Source organism: Alicyclobacillus sp. SO9, assembly GCF_016406125.1.
In the GTDB taxonomy this organism is placed as follows: Bacteria; Bacillota; Bacilli; order Alicyclobacillales; family Alicyclobacillaceae; genus SO9.
Map to the genome: position 1 here is coordinate 5,041,325 of NZ_CP066339.1, position 22,126 is coordinate 5,063,450.

Consider the following 22,126-nt stretch of genomic DNA (forward strand, 5'->3'; position numbering starts at 1 on the left):
AGAGGGCCTTTCCCTGCCCCTGACTATATCTATCCAACTGGTTCTAAAATAATGGTTGAAGCATGAACACCGAGGTAATTCGTGTGTGTGCAGAATTTTAATACGTGCGACATTATAGCACAATCCTTTTGTTTCGTCACAACTGTTTCCAAGGAAAGTTTGTCAGAATGTTTTCTGCACTTTGATAGGGGTCCTGACTCAAGTCTTCCTCCAGAATCCTCTTCCATTCTGTATCTTCTTTTGCCCGCTTCCTGACATACTCTGAGAGCGCTGCGTCAACCAGTTTCAGCGTCTCATCCCGGTGCCGGTTGCGTCGGCGCTGTTCCCAGAAACCCGACTCATGCAAGTGCTCATAGTGACGTGTCAAAGCCTGCCACAGTTCTTCCATCCCTTCTCCTGCTACGGCCTTCGCTGAGACAATAGGCGGAAGCCAGTTTTCACGCAGGAGTGTTTTCTCGTGAAGCATCAACCGGAGCTCCTGAATCAGTGTATCTGAGCCAGGCAAATCTCGTTTGTTGACAAGAAACAAGTGGGCAATCTCCATAATACCAGCCTTTGCAGTCTGTACATCGTCACCGGCACCCGGGGTCAGTACCAATACAACAGAATCTGCCACCTGCATCACGTCAAGTTCAGCCTGCCCCACGCCGACCGTTTCCAGAAAAATCACGTCACAGCCTGACGCTTCGAGTACATACAGCATTTCGCGCGTGGATTTCCCGATGCCTCCGAGGCCGCCCCGACTCCCGACGCTTCGAATGTACACGCCAGGGTCTGTGCTGTGCTTCGTCATGCGCACCCTGTCTCCGAGCAAGGCACCACCTGAAAATGGACTTGACGGATCGACAGCAAGTACACCCACTCGCAAACCTTGTTTGCGGACAAAATCTATCATTTTGTCTACCAGTGTGCTTTTCCCTGCCCCGGGCGATCCCGTAAAACCAACGACTTGCACCTTCCCGCTGTATGTATACAGGGATTCCAACAGCGCACGTTTGTCTGGGGCATTGTTATCAATCAGAGTCAGAGCCCGTGCCACAGCGCGGGGCTCCCCTCTTAAAATCCGGTTAAGCAGCGGGTGCATATCGCCCGTCACCCTTTCAAATGAACCTGTTGATGAAACTGTTGCTAAAACTGTTGCTAAAACTGTTGCTAAAAAAGTTTATCACGATTCCTTAAGCACGAGACGGGCAATAACCATCCGTTGAATCTCATTGGTTCCTTCGTAAATCTGTGTAATTTTGGCGTCTCTCATCATGCGCTCCACAGGGTACTCGCGAATAAAACCATACCCGCCGAAGACCTGGACCGCTTCAGTCGTCACCTCCATGGCTGTATCAGAAGCAAATACCTTGCTCATGGCAGAGGCTTTTCCGTACTCATGACCGTTTGATTCTCTCCAGGCTGCTTGATACGTCAGCAAACGGGCTGCCTCAATTTTGGTGGCCATGTCTGCCAGTTTGAACTGTATTGCTTGCTGATCTGCAATGGGCTTGCCGAACTGTTTGCGCTCTTTTGCATAGTCCCGCGCCAATTCATAAGCTCCCTGAGCAATTCCCAACGCCTGGGCAGCAATCCCGTTTCGTCCGCCGTCGAGCGTCATCATGGCGATTTTAAAGCCAAAGCCTTCGTCGCCCAGACGATTCTCAACAGGGACCCGGCAGTCTTCGAAGATTAATTCCACAGTGGTGGACGCTCGAATACCCATTTTCTTTTCTTTTTTCCCAATCGAAAATCCTTGCATACCTTTTTCAACAATAAATGCAGTGATTCCGCGCGATCCCATTTCGGGATTGGTCATAGCAAACACCACGTACACATGAGCCGGACCGCCGTTTGTGATGAACACTTTGCTGCCGTTCAGGACATATTCATCGCCGTCCCTGACAGCAGTCGTACGCATCCCTGAAGCATCCGATCCCGATCCGGGCTCCGTCAACCCATAAGCCCCAATCCAACTGCCTTCAGCCATGGGGGTCAGATACTTTTGCTTCTGCGCTTCCGTTCCAAACTTGTAAATGGGCCAGCCAGCCAAGCTAGTATGTGCGGACAATGCGACTCCAGTGGAGGCGCAAACCCTGGACAGCTCTTCGACAGCGATGACATATGCAAGGTAATCCATACCTGCGCCGCCGTATTCCTCCGGCCAGGGAATACCAGTCAGTCCGATATCCGCCATTTTCTGAAACAGAGCTTCATCAAACTTCTCTGCTTCATCGCGTTCCGCCGCCGTAGGTGCTACCTCCTTGTTCGCAAAGTCCCTGACCAATTGACGAATTTGTTCATGTTCTCTGTCCAGCATAAAATCCATGCGATGAACTCCTCTCTCTTTCGCTCTGCAAGCGCTCAGTTTAAGTGGCCGATGTAAGTTCTCGAAATGGTCCACTTACATGGTTGATACAATTGCTTTCAATCTAGTTGTTCAATTGTCTTGCGATGACAATTCGCTGAATCTGATTGGTTCCTTCATAAATCTGTGTGACTTTTGCATCCCTCATCAGCCGTTCAACGTGGAAATCCTTAATATAACCGTACCCGCCGTGCAGTTGAACAGCATCGGTGGTTACCTGCATGGCCGTGTCTGAAGCGAACACCTTTGCCATCGAGGCTTCCTTCGTGCAGTTCTTGTTTTCTCCTCGCAGTATGGCCGCATGATAGACCAGCCACTGTGCTGCCTCCACTTTTGTCGCCATATCTGCCAGCATAAATTGTACACCTTGAAACTGAATGAGTTCGTTGCCAAATTGCTTTCGATTACGCACATATTCGTTGGCTGCGTCAAGACCGGCTCTCGCAATCCCCAGAGCCTGAGCAGCAATGCCAATTCGACCGCCGTCAAGCAGCCTCATTGCAATGGAAAATCCCTGTCCCTCTTCACCTAAACGGTTTGCGACAGGTACTTTTGCGTCTTCAAACAGCAGTTCACAAGTGGCCGATCCGTTTAACCCCATCTTAGACTCTTTCTTACCAACTCTGAATCCCGGTGTATCGCGTTCGACCAGAAACGCAGTAATCCCTCGGTTTCCCCGAGCGGGCTGTGTCACCGCAAAAACGCAGTAGACATCTGCTTCGCCAGCATTGGTGATAAAAACTTTACTTCCGTTCAGCACATAGTGGTCTCCGTCTAGCACAGCCTTTGTGCTGATGGAACTGGCATCAGAGCCTGCGTTCGGCTCTGTCAGTGCAAATGCTCCCAAGAACTCACCGCTGGCAAGTTTAGGAACATACTTTTGTTTCTGTTCCTCCGACCCAAAGTAGAGTATTGGAAACGTACCCACAGAGGTGTGAACAGCTAAAATGACACCCAGTGCGGCCGACGCATAGGAAATCTCTTCAATTGTATTGATGTAAGTCAAAAAATCGGCACCTACGCCCCCGTACTCTTCTGGTATCGGAAGCCCCATAACACCCAACTCACCCATTTGACGAACGAGATCGCGAGGAAACTCGTCTGTGGCATCAATTTCTGCAGCTCGCGGCAGGATTTGCTCACGGGCAAAGTCACGAACCATTTCCCGCATCTGCCGCTGTTCCAAAGTGCGTTCAAAATCCATGTGTTTCCCCACACTTTCTCATGTCTAAACTCTGTTATCTGCTCCGAAAGTTATTTGCCCCTAAACTCAGGTTTCCGCTTCTCCACAAACGCCGTCATACCCTCAGTCTGGTCTTCTGTACCAAAGGCTAGGCCAAACCAAGCAGCCTCCATTGACAGTCCTTGAGTCAGGTCTGCTTCAGCCCCTTCGTAGACGGCTTTCTTCATCCAATTCACTGCCTTAGGAGCAAGCTTTGCCAGTTTTTGAGCGAGTTTTTCTCCCCTCTCATGCAAGTCATCTGGTTCAGCTACCTGTGTCACAAGACCTATGGCAAAGGCTTCATCGGTATCCACCAGATCTCCTGTCAGCAACATGGAAAGGGCTCTGCCCTGTCCGACGATACGGGGCAGACGCTGACTTCCGCCAAACCCGGTAATCACGCCAAGCCCAATTTCCGGTTGTCCGAACTTAGCCCCCTTCGCCGCAATTCGGATGTCACAAGCCATGGCTAGTTCCAGTCCGCCGCCAAGGGCATAACCTTGAATGAGCGCGATGGTCGGACAGTGAAGTTGTTCCAATCCCCGAAAAGCCGTCTGCCCTAACTCTGAGAAACTCTGCGCCTCGACTGCGGTCAGGTCCTGCATTTCCTTAATATCTGCACCTGCAGCGAAAGCTTTTCCTTCTCCACGAAGAATGACAGCCCGTACTTCAGGTGTTTGTTTTAACATTTCCACATGTCTTAAAAGTTCCTCTAAAACCTGCCGGTTGAGTGCGTTCATCTGCTTGGGACGCTGCAACGTCAGGGTTGCTACGGGACCCGCAACCGACAAAGTAACCGCTTGTTCGAGAGCCATCAAACAGCCTCCTTTTCGTATTCAATCTGATGTACCTGTGTGACTGTGACGATTTATGCAGTGCAAACCGGTTTATTCGTAAACGTAGAACCCTCGGCCAGATTTTTTGCCGAGCCATCCCGCTTTAACATACTTGCGAAGCAAGGGACAAGGCCGGTATTTGGAGTCGCCAAATCCCTCATACAGCACTTCCATGATGGCGAGACACGTGTCGAGTCCGATGAAATCTGCCAAAGTCAGCGGCCCCATGGGATGGTTCATCCCAAGTTTCATAACTTCATCAATGGCTTCAGGCTCTGCTACACCTTCATAGACACAGTAAATCGCCTCATTAATCATTGGAAGCAAAATGCGGTTTGAAATAAAGCCGGGAAAATCATTCACTTCCACAGCGGTTTTTCCCATTTTTACAGCCAAGTCATGAACTGCTTGATACGTGTCATCCGCCGTCGCCAAGCCGCGAATCACCTCCACCAGCTTCATGACTGGAACAGGATTCATGAAGTGCATGCCGATGACTTGAGTCGGGCGCTTTGTTACTGCTGCAATTTCTGTTATGGGAAGAGACGATGTGTTAGACGCCAAAATAGCGTGGGCTGGCGCAATCGCATCCAACTGTTCAAAGATCTTCACTTTGATTTCCATGTTCTCAGTTGCAGCTTCAACCGCCAAATCGACGTCTCGACTGTCGTCGAGGGAAGTAGACAGTGTAATGCGCGACAAAACGTCTGCTTTTTCCTGCTCTGTCTTGCGTCCCTTTTCAACATCCCGCGTGAGATTCTTCGTGATTGTTTTCAACCCGCGTTCAGTCAATTCTTCGTTTATGTCATTCAGCACCACAGTCAATCCGGCTTGCGCCGCCACTTGAGCAATTCCGCTGCCCATTTGGCCTGATCCAACTACCAACATTTTCTTAATATCGCTCATTTTCTCCACCTCTTGACGGTATAGTGTTAGGCTTTCGGAACCTCAACCAAAACAGCGTCACCTTGTGCTGCTCCACTGCAGATTGCGGCGATTCCCAATCCGCCGCCGCGGCGCCGAAGTTCATAAATCAGAGTGCTGAGAATACGTGCCCCGCTTGCACCGATAGGATGTCCCAAGGCTACTGCACCACCATTCACATTCACCTTTTCCTCATCCCAGTTCAACATCTTTCCAGCAGTAAGTGCTACGGCTGCGAACGCTTCGTTGACTTCAAACAAGTCGATGTCACTCAGCTTTTTGCCGGTTTTATCCAAGAGTTTTTGGATAGCTAATCCGGGTGTTGTTGCAATATACGCGGCCTCTGCAGCTACCTCTGAATAGCCGAGAATGTAGGCCATAACATCACGATGAGTTGCCCTGGCATACTCCTCCGACATCACCACCAATGCGCCTGCCCCGTCATTGACTCCCGGAGCGTTCCCGGCTGTAACACTTCCGTCTTTTGTGAACACAGGTGAAAGCGCTGCCAGCTTCTCTAAAGAAGTGTCTCTTCTCGGCGCTTCGTCCGTATCCACGACAACAGTCTCTTTCTTCTTTTGCACCTCTACCGGTACAATCTCCTCGCGCATCCTGCCCGAGTCAATTGCAGCAAGCGCGCGCTGATGACTGCGAAGAGAAAACCTGTCTTGTTCCTCCCGGCTAATGCCGTATTCACCTGCAACTCTGCTTCCTAGTACAGCCATGTGAACATTGTGAAAAGCACACTGGAGGCCGTCATGAATCATTAAATCAATGACTGACCCGTCACCCATCCGCTGCCCCCATCGCGCTCCTTGTAGGATATAGGGAGCATTGGACATACTCTCCATTCCACCTGCAACTGCTGTTTGTACATCGCCTGCTCGAATCAAGGCATCCGCCAATGTAACCGCCCGCAAACCTGAGGCGCAGACCTTATTAATCGTGAGACTTGGTGTCTCCCAAGGCAATCCTGCCAGTCTGGCGGCTTGGCGTGAAGGAATCTGCCCTTGCCCGCCTTGCAGAACCATGCCCATAATCACCTGGTTTACCTCTTCTGCGTTCACTTTAGCCCGGGACATGGCTTCCTGAATCACCAATCCGCCGAGTTCGACTGCTTTTTTCGGAGCAAGAGCGCCGCCAAAGCGTCCAAACGGTGTACGAGCTGCACTGACAATTACAGAACGTGTCACTTGTTTATCTCCTTCCTGACATGCCAAGGACACCGCTCCATCGGTGTCCTTGCAGGTTTGTAAACTATTATCGTTGCTACTTATCAATAGACATTGCCAATAGTTCAATGACATCATAGGTACTGATGTTCTCTTCTTCTCCCTTAGCCTTTGTACCGTCAATCATCATTGTCATGCAGTAGGGACATGCTGTGCCAATTACGCTGGCGCCAGTTTCCATGGCCTGCTCTGTCCGCATGACATTAATGCGGGTTCCTGTCTCTTCCTTGAACATTCCTCCGCCGCCTGCACCACAGCACATGCTCTTGTTGCGGCTTCGTTCCATTTCTACAAGCTTGATACCTGGAATGGACTCAAGAATGTAGCGGGGTGCGTCGTATATATCATTATACCTGCCCAAATAGCAGGAATCATGATAAGTAATGGTTTCACTAATCGTTTTCTCTGGCTTCAGCTTTCCTTCCTGAATCAGTTTCGCTGCAAATTGTGTGCTGTGCAAAACTTCTTCAGCTTCGAATCCGAAGTCTGGATATTCATTCTTAATGGTGTTGAAGGCATGAGGGTCTGTAGTAATAATCTTTTTAACTCCGTATTCGTTAAACAAATCGGCATTCGCCTGTGCGAATTCCTGATACAAAAATTCGTTCCCCAGTCTTCGAGCAGAGTCTCCGTCACTCTCTTCTTCTTCTCCCAAGATAGCGAAGTCAACGCCCGCCGCCAACAGAATCTTAGCGAAGGCCTGAGCAATTTTTTGATTACGTTGGTCAAAGGAAGCCGCTGTGCCTACGAAGAACAGGTACTCTGCTTTACCGTCGACTTCTGCCATTGTCTGGACGGGTAGGTCTTTTGCCCAAACCGCACGCTCCTTGCGGCTGACGCCCCATTCGTTGGACTGCCGTTCCAAGTTTGAAAAGACCTTGTTTACGTCAGGGGATGCTTTGCCTTCGGTTAGAACCAGGTAGCGGCGCAGGTCAATGATGTCAGAAACATGTTCATTGGCAACCGGACAAGCCTCTTCACAAGCTCGGCAAGTTGTACAGGCCCAGACCTCCTCTTCACTAAAAACATTGTTAAACAGCGGTTCTGTAGCAGGTTCTGCCATCTCCTCAGCACCAGCTGCCATTTGTGCTAACATCCCGGGTCCTTGGTCTACTGCCGCGTGTTTCATTTTAAGAATCAGGTATTTTGGTGAAAGCGGCTTGCCGCTGAGTGTCGCCGGACAGTTAATGTGACAGCGTCCGCACTCTGTACAAGCAAAACCGTCTAAAAGCTGCTTCCATGTAAACTGTTCAATCCGGCCCACTCCAAACTCCTCAATACTCTCATCTTCCAAATCCAGTTTGGATAAGCGCCCTGGTGAATCGAGACGGCGAAAGTACCAGTTCAACATGGAACCCATCATATGTGAATGCTTGGAACGCGGAATTACATAGAGAAAGGTAAAGATGCTTAATACGTGCAACCAAAATGCAACTTCCTTAATCGCTGTTAAGGCTCCTGTGGACAGTCCGCCAAACCAGGTGGCAATGGCACTGACAACCGGTGAAGCCCAGCCTGGATTATGGTGTGTCAAAACCATATCTGCACCTGTTGCAAACAGATAAGTCAGTACAATAATCATAATCAAAACCAAAATAAAGCCTGCCTCAAAGGATTTCGACAGGCGCATGGGCTTAAACACGTATCTGCGAACCAGCCCTACAACAATGGCCGCAAAGACGAATAGGGACAGAACTTCCTCTATAAACAGATAGACTGGGGACAATGCCCAGGGGAAGTGCCAGTTGGTCAAGTTGTAGACCATAAAATCGAGATCGCCGAAAACCAGAACAAGAAAGCCCCAAAAAATAAAGAAGTGTCCCAGCCCTGACGGTTCTGCCAACACCTTGCGTTGAAATAAGACGTTCGTCACAAAACTCCAGGCCCGCTGTCCCTTGCGGTCAGTTCGACTTGGATCAGGGGCGCCGGCCAGTACGTATTTTCCTCTGTCAAGAACGGCCGATGCAAACAGCCACACAGCCACACCCAGCAACACAACGAAAAGAATATCCTGGATGACATACCACATTGATTGTTCCCTCCTAGCAAAATTATAAAGAGGTGTATGAATCCGCTTCCTTACTGTAAAAACCGCAGTATCTACCAACCGGTCGGTTCATAAAATAACATAGCGATAACCTAGAACAGGATACAACACTAATACAATTCTAACATACCATGAACATCTGCCTCTGTGAACCATGGAACTTGTGGCAAATTCGAGTCACGTCCGTCTTCCGTAACTGAATTCTGGCTAGACTCACAACACGGGTATCTTGTATCCTAAAAAGAACAGCCATGTGCAGACAGTTTATAAATTGTGTAGGCATTTCTTAAACGTTTCAATCACAAGGATGGTAGCATTGGAACTTATTCCCTTTATCCATCAAAAAGTCACAGCTCCGCCCGCAGGATCGGCCATTGTTCCTCGTTCCCGACTCTATAACATGTTGAGCCAAGGGCAACAGAAACTGGTTGCTGTGGTGGCGCCGGCAGGCTATGGCAAATCCGTTCTTCTCGGAAACTGGGTGCTCAGGTCAAATGCTCAAGCATGTTGGTATTCCCTAGATGCAGCGGACAATCATAGGGTGAGTTTCTTACACTACCTCATTGAGAGTGTTCGAGTTCAATTCCCTTCCTTTGGTAAATCACTGATAAAACAACTTCACACATCTCAACCACAGATTGAACAAATTCTCGTACAGTTTATTCGAGAATTGTCTGAGTTAAAGAATAAAATCCATCTGATTTTGGATGATTTCCATTTCATCACGAATCCTGATATACATCGTATCCTTCACTATTTAACTATATATTTGCCGCAAAACACTAGGCTTATCGTAAGCAGCAGAACACCGTTGCCAATCCCGCTTACAAAAATGAAGCTTCACAGCGAATTGCTGGAAATCACTGCAGAGGAACTTGCATTCAATTGGGCGGAGGCTGCTCACTTACTGCAGAATTACCACCTGCCTACAGATGACAAGCAGACTAGAGACATCGTGAGAAAAACAGAAGGGTGGGCTGCCGGCATTCAGCTCATCTCTCTTGCTCACCAGCAGGCACGATTTCTAACTCATAACTCAACCAAGATATTGAAGCAGGATGTCCATAATTACCTGTTTGAAGAAGTGTTCCAGGGCCTGCCTGCTGACACACAGGAGTTCTTGCTCGACACTTCAATTCTCAGCCAACTGGAAGAGAGCCTTTGTAACCACGTAACCAAGCGTTCAGACAGCCGTCTCCTGTTTGAACAACTAGTCGAGGATAACTTGTTTCTGATATCTCTGGATGACCAACGTCGTCTGTACAGATATCATCATCTGTTTTCTGACTTCTTGCAAAACAGACTGATGCACACCCACCCGGAGAATATCGACGGGTTACACCACCGGGCTGCAGAATGGTACCAATCAAAACAGTTCTACACAGAAGCACTCAACCATGAGTTGTTGGCAAACAACTCATCAGAAGCCTGTACACTCCTAACCAAACTAGCCCCTGCAATGTTAAAACAGGGCAATGCAGAAGAGTTCCTAAATATCATTGGCAAAATCCCTCCTGATGCAGTACAATCTTCGCCGTTTCTTGTGATTTATTACTGCTGGGCCTTGTTTCTCGGCAGTCGAACAGATGAGGCTGTAAGACACATCTCATCTCTGGAAAACCAGATTGACACGGGGGCATTTTCCCAGGAGGACAGTCATGCACTGCTGTTGGAAATATGGCACTTTCACGGCCATATCAGCTTTCTGAGAAAGAATTTCGACGATATACTGAAATATCGCTTGAAAATTTCAGATTACCTTCCTTACGAGAGCGAAATCTTAAAGACCATCGACTTCAATCCAAATCACATGTATTTGTCGAGAGGATTCTTGGGGAGTTATGGTGATTTCGCGTGCTCGTCTGCCTTTTTTACAAAGATTGATGAATATATGAAACGAGGATTCCCACTTGAAAACCCCATATTAGGGTTACTTACTGGATATCTGGGTGAATTGGCGTTTGAGAAAAATCAACTGGACCGCGCCGAAACCCACCTTTCCCAGGCCATGCAGATTGGGCAAAAGGAGAAACTGGCTGGAATCTACATTCCCAGCTTTACAGCATTCCTTCGCCTAAAAAAACTCCAGCATCCAGCATATCCAACTGAAAGCGCCATCAAAGACCTCAAGCAATTTGTCACTGATTGCGATATGCCGCAATGGCACTTATCTCTGGATGCGTTCCAAGTTAGGATGGATATGAGGGACGAGAAGGAAAGTGATCTTAAAGACTGGATTGCGCGAACAAAGCTGTTGACCGAATAAACCATTACACTGGAACGCGAATATGAATACTTGACCCTGTTACGAGTTTGGATTGCACTGGACACGAACACGGATGCCGCAGCCCTTATTGATCGCCTGTATATCGTGGCGGAGAGTGAACACAGGTTTGGTACGATGATTGAATTGTTATTGTTGAAATCGATGGCGTTCAGCCAGCAAAACCAGCCGGGAGAAGCCAAATCGCTTTTAGCGAAAGCACTGCATCTCGGTAAGAAAATGGGTTGGTTTTTAACCTTTGTTTTTGAAGGGTATGACTTGTTTCCGATTTTTGTACAACTGTTGGCTGAAGAAATCAATGAGTCGATAAAAGACTATACTTGCTGCATTGTTGAGTCTAAGTATTTACCTGATAAATACATCGATTATTGGCAAAGGTTTTGGATTTCAGAATGTAATACAGAGACGCTGTAGCAATGCAAAGAGGAGGCACGTGGGATTTGAAGTTTGTAAAATCATCAATGATTCCATTGGGAACGGTCATTGGTCTGCTCGCAGGGTACTGTGGTATTCCCGTCCCAATCCCCGGATACTCAAATAATTGGCATAATTGGGTGTGGAACCAGCCCTATGGGTTCTACGTCGCCTCCATCATACTCTTGGGAGCTTTAGGCTGGTTAGCGGGAGTGTTTTTTCACTCTTGGATATGGAAGCATTCAAACAGTAAGTCAATGATGTGGGTGACAGGAATTTTGGGCATAGCGTTATTGCTCGGAACAATAGGTGTTTACCGTCACCATGCTTACAACGAGAGCATCAAGTGGACACAGATTAACCTTGGATTCGTTCGAACGCTGGATGCCTCAGAGGCAAATCTGAGTCCATCTACTCCCAACAAGGATCGATCAATTGGAACACAAATAATTCAGGCCGGATCTGATATGGGGTCTGGTGATAATTTCAAATCACCTCAATACCCACTGCTGGGTCATGTAGCGAGCGCTTTGTCTGAAGCTGGATACTATATGGTTACTCAGCAAGACAAAAGAAAGTTTCGTGAATCCATTGCGTTCGTCAATGACGCAGGATCTATGATTAAAAATGTAGTTGGAAATCAGCAAAGCTATCCAAACAAAACAAAACATTTTCAGGAATTATTGAAGAAAATCAACAGCGAAATACCGAAGGATTTCGATAAAAGCTGGGAAGCCAATTGACCGTTCCCTTGCAACTTGTCCTTTTTCCCAGGGGCGCTTCGTACGCTAGCCTTGGTGTCCTATTGGCGTGAGTAGTTTCAATATCACCGCTAAAATACTGTTTACAAATAGTAAAGTTGGTAACCGATTTTCTGGCTTCAAGCAGCTCAACATCTGTCGACGAATAGTAGGATCGACAGCAAAAGTATATAAACATACAGTAAAATGCACCATTATCCACTGTGTTGTGCTTGTACTTATGTCGTTAAAGCCCCCTTGTGTTCAAGAAGACCAACTACTTACGATGGTCTTCAAAGTACAACACAGTCCAATTATTGCGAGCTATTTGCTTCAATGTTCGCCTGATAGTACTGTCCAGTCGATGTTTCCAAAACAACTGTCTTGGATGGGCTTTTTCCTTGGACTTCAAACACGGCAATTACACCTGATACAACTTTCCCATGATACGAAAACTGACCAACCTTTTTGCCATGATCAGTCGGGTCGGTCGTTTTCACTATCTTATATGGATGATGGTTCCAATCCAAAACGGTACCTATGGAAAAGTTCATCTGTGGCTGAGAGTGGGCTCCGCATCCCGACAGTCCTAATATCACAATGGTTAGAGCAATCAGTTTTTTTCATAGTGTAGCCCCCTTTTTCAACATTGACGTTCGCAAAGTGGTTTGAGTGTAAGCGTCAAACCACGGACACATTGCAGCATCATGCCACATCTGCCAGTATTGAAAAGCCCCACCGGCTAGCCAGCGGGGCTGTTGTATAGGGTTGTCTATCGACGATGTCGGACTTGTTCCGGCAAGCCGTCGGACCAAGGTAACAGGGTCGCCAGTGAATCTTCAACGGTCTCGTCGAGGTTAGGCAATTGTTCAAAAAGGTATTCGAGATAGGCAAACGGGTTCAGACCATTTTCTTTCGCTGTTTCCACGATGCTGTAAGCGACAGAACTGGCTCTGGCTCCGCTGGGGGCGTTACTAAACAGCCAAGACCGTCTTCCGAGAACGAAGGGTTTTATGGAGCGTTCCGCACGATTGTTATCTATCTCCAGGTTCCCGTCTTCCAGAAATGTAACAAGCTTCTCCCATTGGTTCAAGCAATAGTTTACTGCCTCGCCCAAGGTACTCTTGGGGAGTACATTGTCTTTCTGGGTATGAAGCCATGCTGAAAAAGCGTCGAGAACAGGTCGACTCTGTTTCTGGCGCTCCTTGTACCGTTTCTCTGTACTGGCGTCCTTCAGTCCACGTTCGATCTTAAACAGTTTATTGCAGAAGTCCAATCCTTCTTTGGCAGCCGTTGGACCTTTGCGTTTGCCTGCAGGCAAAGCTTTCAAAGCCTCATCAAATTTGCGCCGTGCATGACTCAGGCAACCCGACAGTCTCACATTGGGAATGTCATTGTACCCGACATAACCATCCACGTGCAGATATCCATGAAATCCTGCCAGAAAGTTCATTGGATGTTCTCGTCTGCGTGTTTCCTGGTAGTCATAGAGAACAATGGGAGGTCCGTCCCGTCCACTGCGGTATAGCCACATGTAGGACTTGCTCTCTGCAGCTCTCCCAGCTTCGTGTAACACTTGGACCGTGGTCTCGTCTGCGTGGAGATACGTTCTTTTCAACAACTCTTCATGCATGCGCTCATAGATTTTGGCCAACCACTGATTCGCTCCATATAGAACCCAGTTGGCCAGCGTCTGCCGAGACAGCGGGATTTTCTGACGCTCGAACTGTTGTTCCAAGCGATATAATGGCATGCCTTGTACGTATTTCTTATCCAGAATGTAGGCCAGCGTCGATGGGGAGGCCAAACTTTTCGGAATCACCGGCTCTGGCATCTGCGCAGGAATGATCTTCAGTTCTCGTCGAGTTTCTGTGCTCATTTCATGTGTCGGATTGCCACAACAAGAACAGATCTGCTCCTCCTCAGGCAGCCGATATTCAATACGCTCCACAGGCAGGTCTTTGAGTAGCTCTTCCCGTTGGCCAGTTTGCTTCTTCTTTCGTTCGTACGTGATGGTTTCCTTTGGCTCTTCCGGGGTAGGGTCTGCTTCCGACTCTGCCTCATTAAACAGCCGTGTTTGCAATGCGTCCGGATTCGTGCGTTCGCTGGATGCACCAAAACGCTTATGCTGAGCAAGACGGAGTTTCTCTTCCAGCCACTCTACCTTAGAATGTAACTCATCGTTTTTGTGCTTTAATGTTGTATTTTCATGCTGCAAAGCAGCGACCTCTTCTGTGGTCAAATCAGGTGATTTACTCATGCTATATCACTTCGACAAAACCTCAGAAAACCCTTGTTGTGACAAGGATTTTCGTGCTTTTTATCTAACTAAATGATGGTCCTTGCTTTCACTTTCGGATGTGCCTTTTTCTGGTGGACCGATAGCCCATCCAGAAGCCATCGCAACTCCCGCTGACCCATGACAATGGGACCCGTATGAGAGGCATCCGGCCACTGAAACCGGCCTTTCTCCAACCGGCGATAATGAATCCAAAAGCCGTTATGCTCCCAGTGCAAGACCTTGAGTTTGTCACGGTTTCGGTTACAAAAGACAAAAAGACAGGGCGAAAAGGGGTCCAGCTGCAGAACTTCCTTCACCAGAACAGAAAGCCCGTCTATAGATTTCCTCAGGTCCGTAGGTCCTGGTGCTAAATACACACGCTTCTCCAGGTCAAACTCACCAAACATTATTCCGCCAACACCTGAACAACCTGTTTGAGTAGTGAGCGGTTGAACCCGTTATGTACTTCGACGGACGCCGCCCCCACGTGAACAACGAGTGCTGGTTCGGCGTCCTCTACCGAGTCCTCAACCTGAACGGATAGTAGCTTTACTCTGGGTGATGCAGTGGCATTGGTGGACGTCTCCTTGTCGAACTTCCGAGCCCAACGACGGAACTGTTTCACGTCGAGGTTGTGCTCCCTACACCAGGCCGCCGCGGTTTCACCACTTTCTCGAAACTCTTCAACAAGCTTTCTCCAATGATTTCGCACTTCTTCTCTGGACATAAAAAAACACCCCTCCGATTGGTTTGAGGTTATTATCTCTCCCCATGAATCCTACGACGAGGTGTGCTAGGTTTTACGCTTACGTTTGAGTGACGACGCTCTGTAGAATAAGCCCGAGCCGACCCACCCCCAGAGGGGGGTAGTTTGACGCTCGGACTCTTCCCCGAACCGGACTTGCAACTTTCACCGCATCACGGCTCTCCATTCAAAGTAGTTGTGTTTGCACGCATTAGGACGACCCGTTGGTCAGTTACGTATGCGCTGCTGTCGCATTTGCCTGTAGCATGAAATGCACGAAGCAACAAGATTGTCTGGTATCAATTCCCTTTGAGATGAGCGTTTTCCTACTGGCCTCGGTAGGTAATCGACATGTACATTTCGACGAATCAGCTTGCATCCACAGATGCTACATCGGCTGTTTTGCCGTTGTACAACGTGCCGTCTGTAGTGCCCCCAGTTCTTGGACAGTCCATATAACCTCTGAATAAATTTGGCTTGTTGTACCTTCATCGTCTCACGGAGCTTCCGGTTTCCATCTAGCCATTCTCGGTCTTCGACTACATAAGGATTCTTTTGTGAGCACTTGTCTGGATACTCTATCTTGTAGAGCCCAAACTTATCGAGCATATGCACATTGCCGTCATCATCTCTAAACCCAAAGTTCTTCGCCGTTGACTTCCGGTGGTGCGGGAGAGCAGCCTCATTGTATCGGTACTGAAATCGCCGAGCCACAACACCTGGTGGTTCCCGTGTTCTCTGTTTAAGCCTGTGAAACACAAGCCACCAGAGATAGTAGTCGAGGGTAAGAAAGGTGTCCTTTGCGTTCCCTCGTCGGAAGTATTCAGCGAATCCTCGAATCTTCTTGTTTAGAAGCGCAATGGCAGCTGTGCCAGGTGCTATCTGTAGTGCCTTTGAGTCCTTAGCTAGCGTGTTTCTAAACCGCTGAATCGCCCTTCGACTTGGCTTGGCAAGGACTCGTGTCTTTCCTTGCCGTGTCCATCTTCGAATGTTAAATCCGAGGAAATCGAACCCCTCGTCCGCATGTGTGACGAGTGTTTTCTCTGCGGACAGCTGGAGCTTGAGCTTCTCCTGAAGGAATTGTGCAACTTGAGCCTTCAGTAGCTCAGCATGCTCCTTACTTCTACAGAGAATCACCGCGTCATCTGCATACCGGACAATGTAGCAGGGGATTGGCGACTTGCTCCGCTGGTAAGGTGAGAGAAACTCGTACTTGCTTCCGATGAATCTGTCCAGTTCATTCAGATAGATATTCCCAAGGATTGGACTGACGACTCCACCTTGTGGAGTGCCTAGTTCTGTTTCCTCAAATTCTCCTCTGTAAACCAGTCCTGCCTTAAGCATACTGCGGATGACTCGGATGAGTCGGCGGTCAAAAATCGTCCGTCGCAGAATGCTAAGCAGGATTTCATGGTCTACGTTGTCGAAGAATCCCTTAATATCGAGCTCTACAACCCATTCGTAACGGTGCCTGCCAATGAGAAAGCGGACTCTTTCAATGGCGTGGTGCGTACCGCGGAATGGTCGGAAACCGTAACTGTGTGGGTGTTGCTTTCCTTCGTAGATTGGTTCCAAGATGCTGCGGACAACGTCCTGGGCAACGCGGTCGACGATAGTGGGGACGGTCAGTGCAAAATGCACTTCAGCCCAATTCTCTTTCGGAATCTGTAACTATCACTCATCCATTTCATCCACTCCATGGGCAGACCTTTACTCTGCTCAAAATCAAACACGTCAATGGGATCCCACTGTATTCACTTCAAACAGACTCCAGTGTAATTTGTGTTCCAGAATCCTGGACGGACCGGCATCGTCCTCAGGATACTAAGCCAGTCACACCATTCAACGGGTTGGACTTAAAGGAATTAGTTGAACTCCTTCGGAGCTTAGATGATTCCTCTGTCTCAACAGCGAATTTAATTGACAATTCCAAATGAAGGAGGTAATTTCTTCTTATGAACACTACTGATAAGAATAAGTCACCTAGAAGATTTAAATCTGTTCCTTCTCAGGAACTCAAAGAACGAAAACTGCAACTATTGAAGGCGTTGCCACCTATGGGCCATGTTCTCCGCGGTTCCCTTATCACTCGGCAGGTGAAGTGTGGCAAGCCAACCTGTCACTGTGCTACTGGCGCTGGTCATAAAAGTTTGTACTTGTCATCTTTTTACCATGGTAAAACCCATATGGATTACGTTCCTGCAGCCTGGGAGCAGCAGGTACGAGCCGGACTTGAAAATTTTGAGGTCGCACAGGACATTCTCTCGGAACTGACTGAGCTCAACCTGGAACTACTTCGACGCCGAGATAACGAATAGTTCATCGGCCTCGTCGGAGGGGATATTAGTGACTAGTTCAGCATTAGCCGCATTGGTCGGAAATGATGCACAGAGCGTGGACGAGCTCATCACGGTCGTCGCTGGGATGGTGCGTTCGTGCCTTGCGGCAATGCATGAGGAGGAACAAATTCATGACGACAATACCGTCGAAAGTTCACCCAGAACACCTGAAGAGAACAGCGATTGTGTACATTCGTCAGTCGACCATAGCCCAAGTTCGGTTTCACCGGGAGAGCACGGAACGCCAGTATGCCCTTCGGGAGAGAGCTCTCACCCTAGGATGGGCTTCGGAACAAATTCAGGTGATCGACGAAGACCTCGGAATTTCAGGGTCTGGCCGTTCTCAGCGCTTGGGCTTCCAAAACCTTGTGGCTCAAGTCTCACTTGGCGAAGTTGGCGCCATCTTTGGTCTGGAGATTTCCCGCTTAGCACGTTCTTCAGCAGATCTACTGCGTCTGCTCGAACTCTGCGGATTATTCAACACAATCGTAGTGGATGAAGACGGCATCTACGACATGCGAGATTTTAATGACCGGTTAATTCTCGGCTTCAAAGGAACCATGAGCGAAGCAGAACTGCATTTCCTGCGTGCTCGGCTAATCGGTGGCAAGAAGAACAAAGCGAAAAAAGGTGAACTCCGCTTTCCGCTGCCCGTTGGATATGTGTACGACACCACCGGACAGACAGTTTTGGATCCGGACGAAGAGGTCCAAACTGCTGTTCACAATGTATTTCATGCATTTCGTACGACAGGCAGCGCCTACGGCGTAGTTCAGTTCTTTGCCCAAAACGGCCTCCGGTTTCCAAAACGAGCCTACGGTGGTGCTTGGGCTGGAAAACTCGTTTGGGCAACACTGAACCACAGCCGAGTTTTAGGGATCCTATACAATCCTGCATATGCAGGGGCCTATGTATATGGTCGGTATCGAGACCAAAAGCGCGTGAATCCACAAGGACTGTTTATTCATCACACCGTGCTCCTTCCCCGTGAGGAGTGGGAAGTTTTCATTCCAGATCATCACCCAGGCTATATCACGTGGGAGGAATATGAGAGAAATCTAAAGCAGCTACATTCGAACCGTACCAACCTTGAGAAAAGCGGAGCAGCACGAGAAGGCACAGCTCTACTTCAAGGACTCGTTATATGTGGAAAATGTGGTCGCCGCATGAGTGTACGCTACACCAGCAACGGAGGAATCCATCCACATTATGAATGTAAAGGGCGGTGGGAACACGGACACCGCGCCACTTGCACTACCGTGCCGGCGTTGAAAATCGACCAAGCTATCTCAGAGCGTCTGTTGCAGGCCATGCAACCCGCTGAATTAGAGCTTGCTCTACAGGTAATGGACAAACTGCTGCATGAAGAAGATGATGTAGATAAGGGCTGGAAGTTATCTCTAGAACGAGCACGCTACGAAGCAGACCGAGCGGAGAGGCAATACCAACAGGTAGAACCAGAAAATCGCCTAGTAGCGCGTAGTCTTGAGGTAAGATGGAACGAAAAGCTCGCCGAATTGGCAGAACTTCAGGAACAGTACACCCAGTATGTAGATCGACGTAGTTGGCGGCCTACAGAACACGACAAAGCGGAGATTTTAAGCCTTGCGAAGGAATTACCTCGAATTTGGTCCAAATCATCCACTACACCCAAGGACCGCAAACGCATTCTTCGCCTACTCGTTGAAGATGTGACCATAGTTGCTGAGGCAAGAAACCCGAATGTCCGACTTGGCTTGCGCTGGCGCAACCAACATTGCGAAGAACTATGGGTGCGTAAGCCGCTGCCACCACATATAGCAACGAAACATTCATCTGAGACCGTTGAGCTCGTTCGCAGGTTAGCCGAAACGATGATAGACCGCCAGATTGTAAAGTATTTAAACGAATCAGGTATACGCACATCAGGTGGCAGGATGTTCACGCTTGACTCCATCAAGTGGATTCGCTACGTACACCGCATTCCTGGATATACTTCACAACGCCGTGGTTTATCCGTCAAACAAGTTGCGGAACGACTCAAAGTGACTTCAGGGGTTGTCTACTACTGGCTCAACCGTGGCATTCTTACGGGCACGAAAGTGGCTCCAGGCTGTCCATGGGACATTCAACTAGATGACCGAAAGGAGGTCGAACTGCGCAAGCGAGTCCAGGAATCTAGCCATTTAAATTAAGCAGCATACTATGAATTTTGTTAATAGCGCTCTAAGTCCAAAACCTTATTGGGAGGCATGTAGTATGAATTCACCGTCGGTATACCGAGCGGGCGCTTTTCTTTGGGCTTGTTGTGCTTCGGGATAAATACTCTTCGTACCGAACTGGATATGTACGAGTGGAGTGCATGTTTGACTTCTTCCCGAAGTTGCTGCCTTGCTTCCTGCGTGGTGTAATCCTTCTTCGTCATGTTATCTACTCCGGGTGTAAGCGCACCTGAGTTACTGAGGACGTTCTCAATTGAATTGTCAATCCAGACATTCCATCTCAGCAGATAATGCAGTCTTGAAAAAGGTCGTTGTTCCAAAGATTTTCGTGCAAGGCGCGTTTGTGTTTCGAACCTCTTTCTCTCCTGTACGGAGGATTGAGTGATGGTAGAAGAAATCGCAATCACTCCCGTTTTGGGGAGTCCTACTTTACTTGCGCGCACCCTACTTCAAACTGGAACCCTTCGCCATGTAATGGGCTTTCCCCATCTCCGACTACTACGGTTCCTCCGTCCCGACGCATTCACTTCAACGTAGCTGTCCATCCCAACCGGGACGAATGAGTCGGTTCCCATGTTCACTGTGTACAGTCTCGTCTGCCTTAGGTCGCCACTATACGCGGGGAAGATTCAGGGAGGTTATACCTCTGTACCAGCCTGACCACCGGACAGTCCGGGTCATGACACCAAGCGACAGGATGCCATGCTCATTCCACCCACTCGTATCATCCGACGATTTCGAGTGTTGCAGTTGACCACGCTTCAGACATGGCTTTGCTTTCGCTGACCATAGCAGGTCTCCGAGGCTAGCCCTGCATCTTGGGAGGTCGGTTCTCCCTCACAGGTACATTGTTAGATGGGCTTCAAACCCTGGGTGTGCTCGGACCCAACGCATGCCATCCTAGCCGTGGCAGGATGAGGTACCTGCCAGCCGCAGAGATCGCGGCATCTATATACAGCGCCTCATGGCGCACGTCGCTCTACTGCCCAAAATACGCCACAACCAACAAAATGCTCAATTCCATAAACATACAAAAACCGCCAGATAAGCTCCTTTGGCGGCTACAGAAATTTATATGAATAACATTATTTTTGGTAAAGCTCCATCGCGTCGAGATCTATAACAAAGCGCCCCGCTGTCAGTAGGTCTGCACCCAACAAACCGTTGATCCCAAAGTGGGCGTCAAAGTTAGCAAAATCCAAGTTTACTTCCGAAACTTTAAACGTTCCAAATTCAACCGAATCAATCTTCTTACGGATTGAGCGCTCCACGCCACCGATACCATGCATGACAACAATTTCATCGTCTATTTCGCCATAAATACCTATATCATCTACGGCATCCATCGAGATTACTGAGTGACTTGCACCAGTATCAAGAACCAATTGGTCAATGGTTCGGCTCTTTCCTCGAAATGTCAACGTCATTGTGACGAATAAAAGACCATCAATTGGGTCGATCTTCAACTGGTGACCTCCTAAAACCCACACGAGACACGACTTCCATAACCAATTCAGGCTTGCTCGTATGGTAGACATAGTTTGCGTCTCTAGATTTCAAAAGTTCCCTGGTAGCCTCTTTCGGATCTGGTATGGGGCGAATAACCGCCATTTCATCTACATACAACTTGTTGCCATGCTGATGGGACTTTATCGCCTGTACAAGCACAAATTGATTCGGGAATAACTCACGAACCTCGGACCACAACATGAGTAATCACCACCCATTTCACTCGCTATGGCAATTATACCATTTACCTTAAAATACAGGTTCGGCTTGTGTAGCATAATTACTTACAGAATCCAGAAAATTACTTGTGAAATATTTATTCATGGAACAGCAGAAAATCCGTCCTATTTAAGGCTCAATGAAACATCCATTCGGTAGTCAAAAAAATAGCTACAAATGCCAAGAAGATCAAGATAGATCCGCTGTAAAATTTCGATGTAAACCCGGACTTTTTGTCAGAAGTCTTTAACCCCCATAGACTGGTTGCTAACAATCCCACTCCACTCATAAAGACAACGAAAAATAGTCCCATGACAAGCGACCCTGTAATCCCTATGGACATGCCCACAACCGCCTTCCCCGATTAACTCAGCTCTTCTGCCCGCTTGTTCAAGAAGCCCCAACGAAACGAATTGAGTATTTATGCAGTTACTGGTACACCGCTCAGAGGCCGTCCCGTGAACTTATGAACGCTTAGCAGCATGCCCAGACCGATACTCGTCCTCCAATATGCTCATGATAATGGTATCGTAGTAGGTGTTATTGTAGTAATGTGCGTCTCTGAGAACTCCCTCCCGCTTGAAGCCAACCTTCTCATAAACATGGATAGCTCTCTCATTAATCGAATAAACGTCAAGATCAATGCGATGCAAATTCAAAATGCCAAATCCATATTCCAACATTATAGCCGTAGCTTCAGTCCCGTACCCACGTCCAGCCAATTGTGTATTAATAGCAATCCTAAAGTTCCCACTGCGATTCTTAGGGTTGTCCATATCCGTT

At 48.3% G+C, this 22,126-nt stretch carries 19 protein-coding genes and 1 pseudogene; 5 read left to right on the forward strand and 15 right to left on the reverse strand.

Translation table 11 applies throughout. The features are described 5' to 3' along the window. Positions 1-136 precede the first annotated feature (136 nt). From meaB to GI364_RS23575, 7 genes are all read right to left on the reverse strand, one after another. A complete protein-coding gene (meaB, locus tag GI364_RS23545) occupies positions 137-1,084 on the reverse strand; it encodes a methylmalonyl Co-A mutase-associated GTPase MeaB (protein WP_198851589.1) in 948 nt (315 codons plus the stop codon). Between the two features lie 81 nt (positions 1,085-1,165). Beyond that, positions 1,166-2,311, reverse strand: coding sequence for an acyl-CoA dehydrogenase (locus GI364_RS23550; protein ID WP_198851590.1), 1,146 nt, complete (start codon positions 2,309-2,311; stop codon positions 1,166-1,168). 103 nt (positions 2,312-2,414) lie between these two features. Next, on the reverse strand, positions 2,415-3,554 hold the full coding sequence (locus tag GI364_RS23555) for an acyl-CoA dehydrogenase (RefSeq protein WP_198851591.1): 1,140 nt from the start codon (positions 3,552-3,554) through the stop codon (positions 2,415-2,417). Positions 3,555-3,604: 50 nt separating this feature from the next. Beyond that, on the reverse strand, positions 3,605-4,387 hold the full coding sequence (locus tag GI364_RS23560) for an enoyl-CoA hydratase/isomerase family protein (protein WP_198851592.1): 783 nt from the start codon (positions 4,385-4,387) through the stop codon (positions 3,605-3,607). Between the two features lie 72 nt (positions 4,388-4,459). After that, on the reverse strand, positions 4,460-5,314 hold the full coding sequence (locus tag GI364_RS23565; protein ID WP_198851593.1) for a 3-hydroxybutyryl-CoA dehydrogenase: 855 nt from the start codon (positions 5,312-5,314) through the stop codon (positions 4,460-4,462). Positions 5,315-5,340: 26 nt separating this feature from the next. Further along, a complete protein-coding gene (locus GI364_RS23570) occupies positions 5,341-6,525 on the reverse strand; it encodes an acetyl-CoA C-acetyltransferase (RefSeq protein ID WP_198851594.1) in 1,185 nt (394 codons plus the stop codon). A gap of 76 nt (positions 6,526-6,601) precedes the next feature. Continuing rightward, positions 6,602-8,593 (reverse strand): heterodisulfide reductase-related iron-sulfur binding cluster, encoded by a 1,992-nt coding sequence (locus GI364_RS23575; RefSeq protein ID WP_198851595.1) that lies wholly within the window; start codon positions 8,591-8,593, stop codon positions 6,602-6,604. An 850-nt stretch (positions 8,594-9,443) separates the two neighbouring features. Between GI364_RS23575 and GI364_RS25555 the strand changes: the two are divergent. Next, a pseudogene (locus GI364_RS25555) lies at positions 9,444-11,309 on the forward strand (hypothetical protein). Between the two features lie 26 nt (positions 11,310-11,335). After that, entirely contained in the window at positions 11,336-12,052 is a 717-nt protein-coding gene (locus tag GI364_RS23590; protein WP_198851598.1) for a hypothetical protein, read from the forward strand. A 769-nt stretch (positions 12,053-12,821) separates the two neighbouring features. Here GI364_RS23590 and GI364_RS23595 read toward each other — a convergent pair. From GI364_RS23595 to ltrA, 4 genes are all read right to left on the reverse strand, one after another. Beyond that, complete coding sequence (locus GI364_RS23595) at positions 12,822-14,309, reverse strand: IS66 family transposase (RefSeq protein ID WP_198851599.1); 1,488 nt, start codon at positions 14,307-14,309, stop codon at positions 12,822-12,824. A 68-nt stretch (positions 14,310-14,377) separates the two neighbouring features. Next, complete coding sequence (gene tnpB / locus GI364_RS23600) at positions 14,378-14,737, reverse strand: IS66 family insertion sequence element accessory protein TnpB (RefSeq protein WP_198851600.1); 360 nt, start codon at positions 14,735-14,737, stop codon at positions 14,378-14,380. Then, complete coding sequence (locus GI364_RS23605; protein ID WP_198850609.1) at positions 14,737-15,057, reverse strand: IS66 family insertion sequence element accessory protein TnpA; 321 nt, start codon at positions 15,055-15,057, stop codon at positions 14,737-14,739. The genes tnpB and GI364_RS23605 overlap by 1 nt, the downstream gene beginning before the upstream one ends. Positions 15,058-15,303: 246 nt before the next feature. Beyond that, the gene (gene ltrA / locus GI364_RS23610; protein WP_255524695.1) at positions 15,304-16,740 is read right to left on the reverse strand and encodes a group II intron reverse transcriptase/maturase; all 1,437 of its coding nucleotides are present in this window, start codon (positions 16,738-16,740) and stop codon (positions 15,304-15,306) included. Between ltrA and GI364_RS25560 the strand changes: the two genes are divergently transcribed. The 3 genes from GI364_RS25560 (at position 16,704) to GI364_RS23625 (ending at position 19,588) form a co-directional block, all read left to right on the forward strand. Next, entirely contained in the window at positions 16,704-17,012 is a 309-nt protein-coding gene (locus GI364_RS25560; protein WP_198850774.1) for a DUF5372 family protein, read from the forward strand. The two genes, ltrA and GI364_RS25560, sit on opposite strands and share 37 nt — an antisense overlap. Positions 17,013-17,030: 18 nt before the next feature. Further along, positions 17,031-17,393 (forward strand): DUF6788 family protein, encoded by a 363-nt coding sequence (locus GI364_RS23620; RefSeq protein ID WP_198851602.1) that lies wholly within the window; start codon positions 17,031-17,033, stop codon positions 17,391-17,393. 152 nt (positions 17,394-17,545) lie between these two features. After that, positions 17,546-19,588 (forward strand): recombinase family protein, encoded by a 2,043-nt coding sequence (locus GI364_RS23625; protein ID WP_198850776.1) that lies wholly within the window; start codon positions 17,546-17,548, stop codon positions 19,586-19,588. Positions 19,589-19,608: 20 nt separating this feature from the next. On the opposite strand, the gene GI364_RS23630 is transcribed toward GI364_RS23625, so the two are convergent. The 4 genes from GI364_RS23630 to GI364_RS25565 all read right to left on the reverse strand — a co-directional run bounded on the left by GI364_RS23630 (position 19,609) and on the right by GI364_RS25565 (position 22,119). Further along, positions 19,609-19,818: a hypothetical protein gene (locus tag GI364_RS23630; RefSeq protein ID WP_198851603.1), complete on the reverse strand. Its 210-nt coding sequence runs from the start codon at positions 19,816-19,818 to the stop codon at positions 19,609-19,611. 882 nt (positions 19,819-20,700) lie between these two features. Further along, entirely contained in the window at positions 20,701-21,081 is a 381-nt protein-coding gene (locus GI364_RS23635; RefSeq protein ID WP_198851604.1) for a retropepsin-like aspartic protease, read from the reverse strand. Next, positions 21,062-21,325: a hypothetical protein gene (locus tag GI364_RS23640; RefSeq protein ID WP_198851605.1), complete on the reverse strand. Its 264-nt coding sequence runs from the start codon at positions 21,323-21,325 to the stop codon at positions 21,062-21,064. The genes GI364_RS23635 and GI364_RS23640 overlap by 20 nt, the downstream gene beginning before the upstream one ends. Before the next feature lie 482 nt (positions 21,326-21,807). Further along, complete coding sequence (locus GI364_RS25565; RefSeq protein WP_370541814.1) at positions 21,808-22,119, reverse strand: GNAT family N-acetyltransferase; 312 nt, start codon at positions 22,117-22,119, stop codon at positions 21,808-21,810. Between the last annotated feature and the right edge of the window lie 7 nt (positions 22,120-22,126).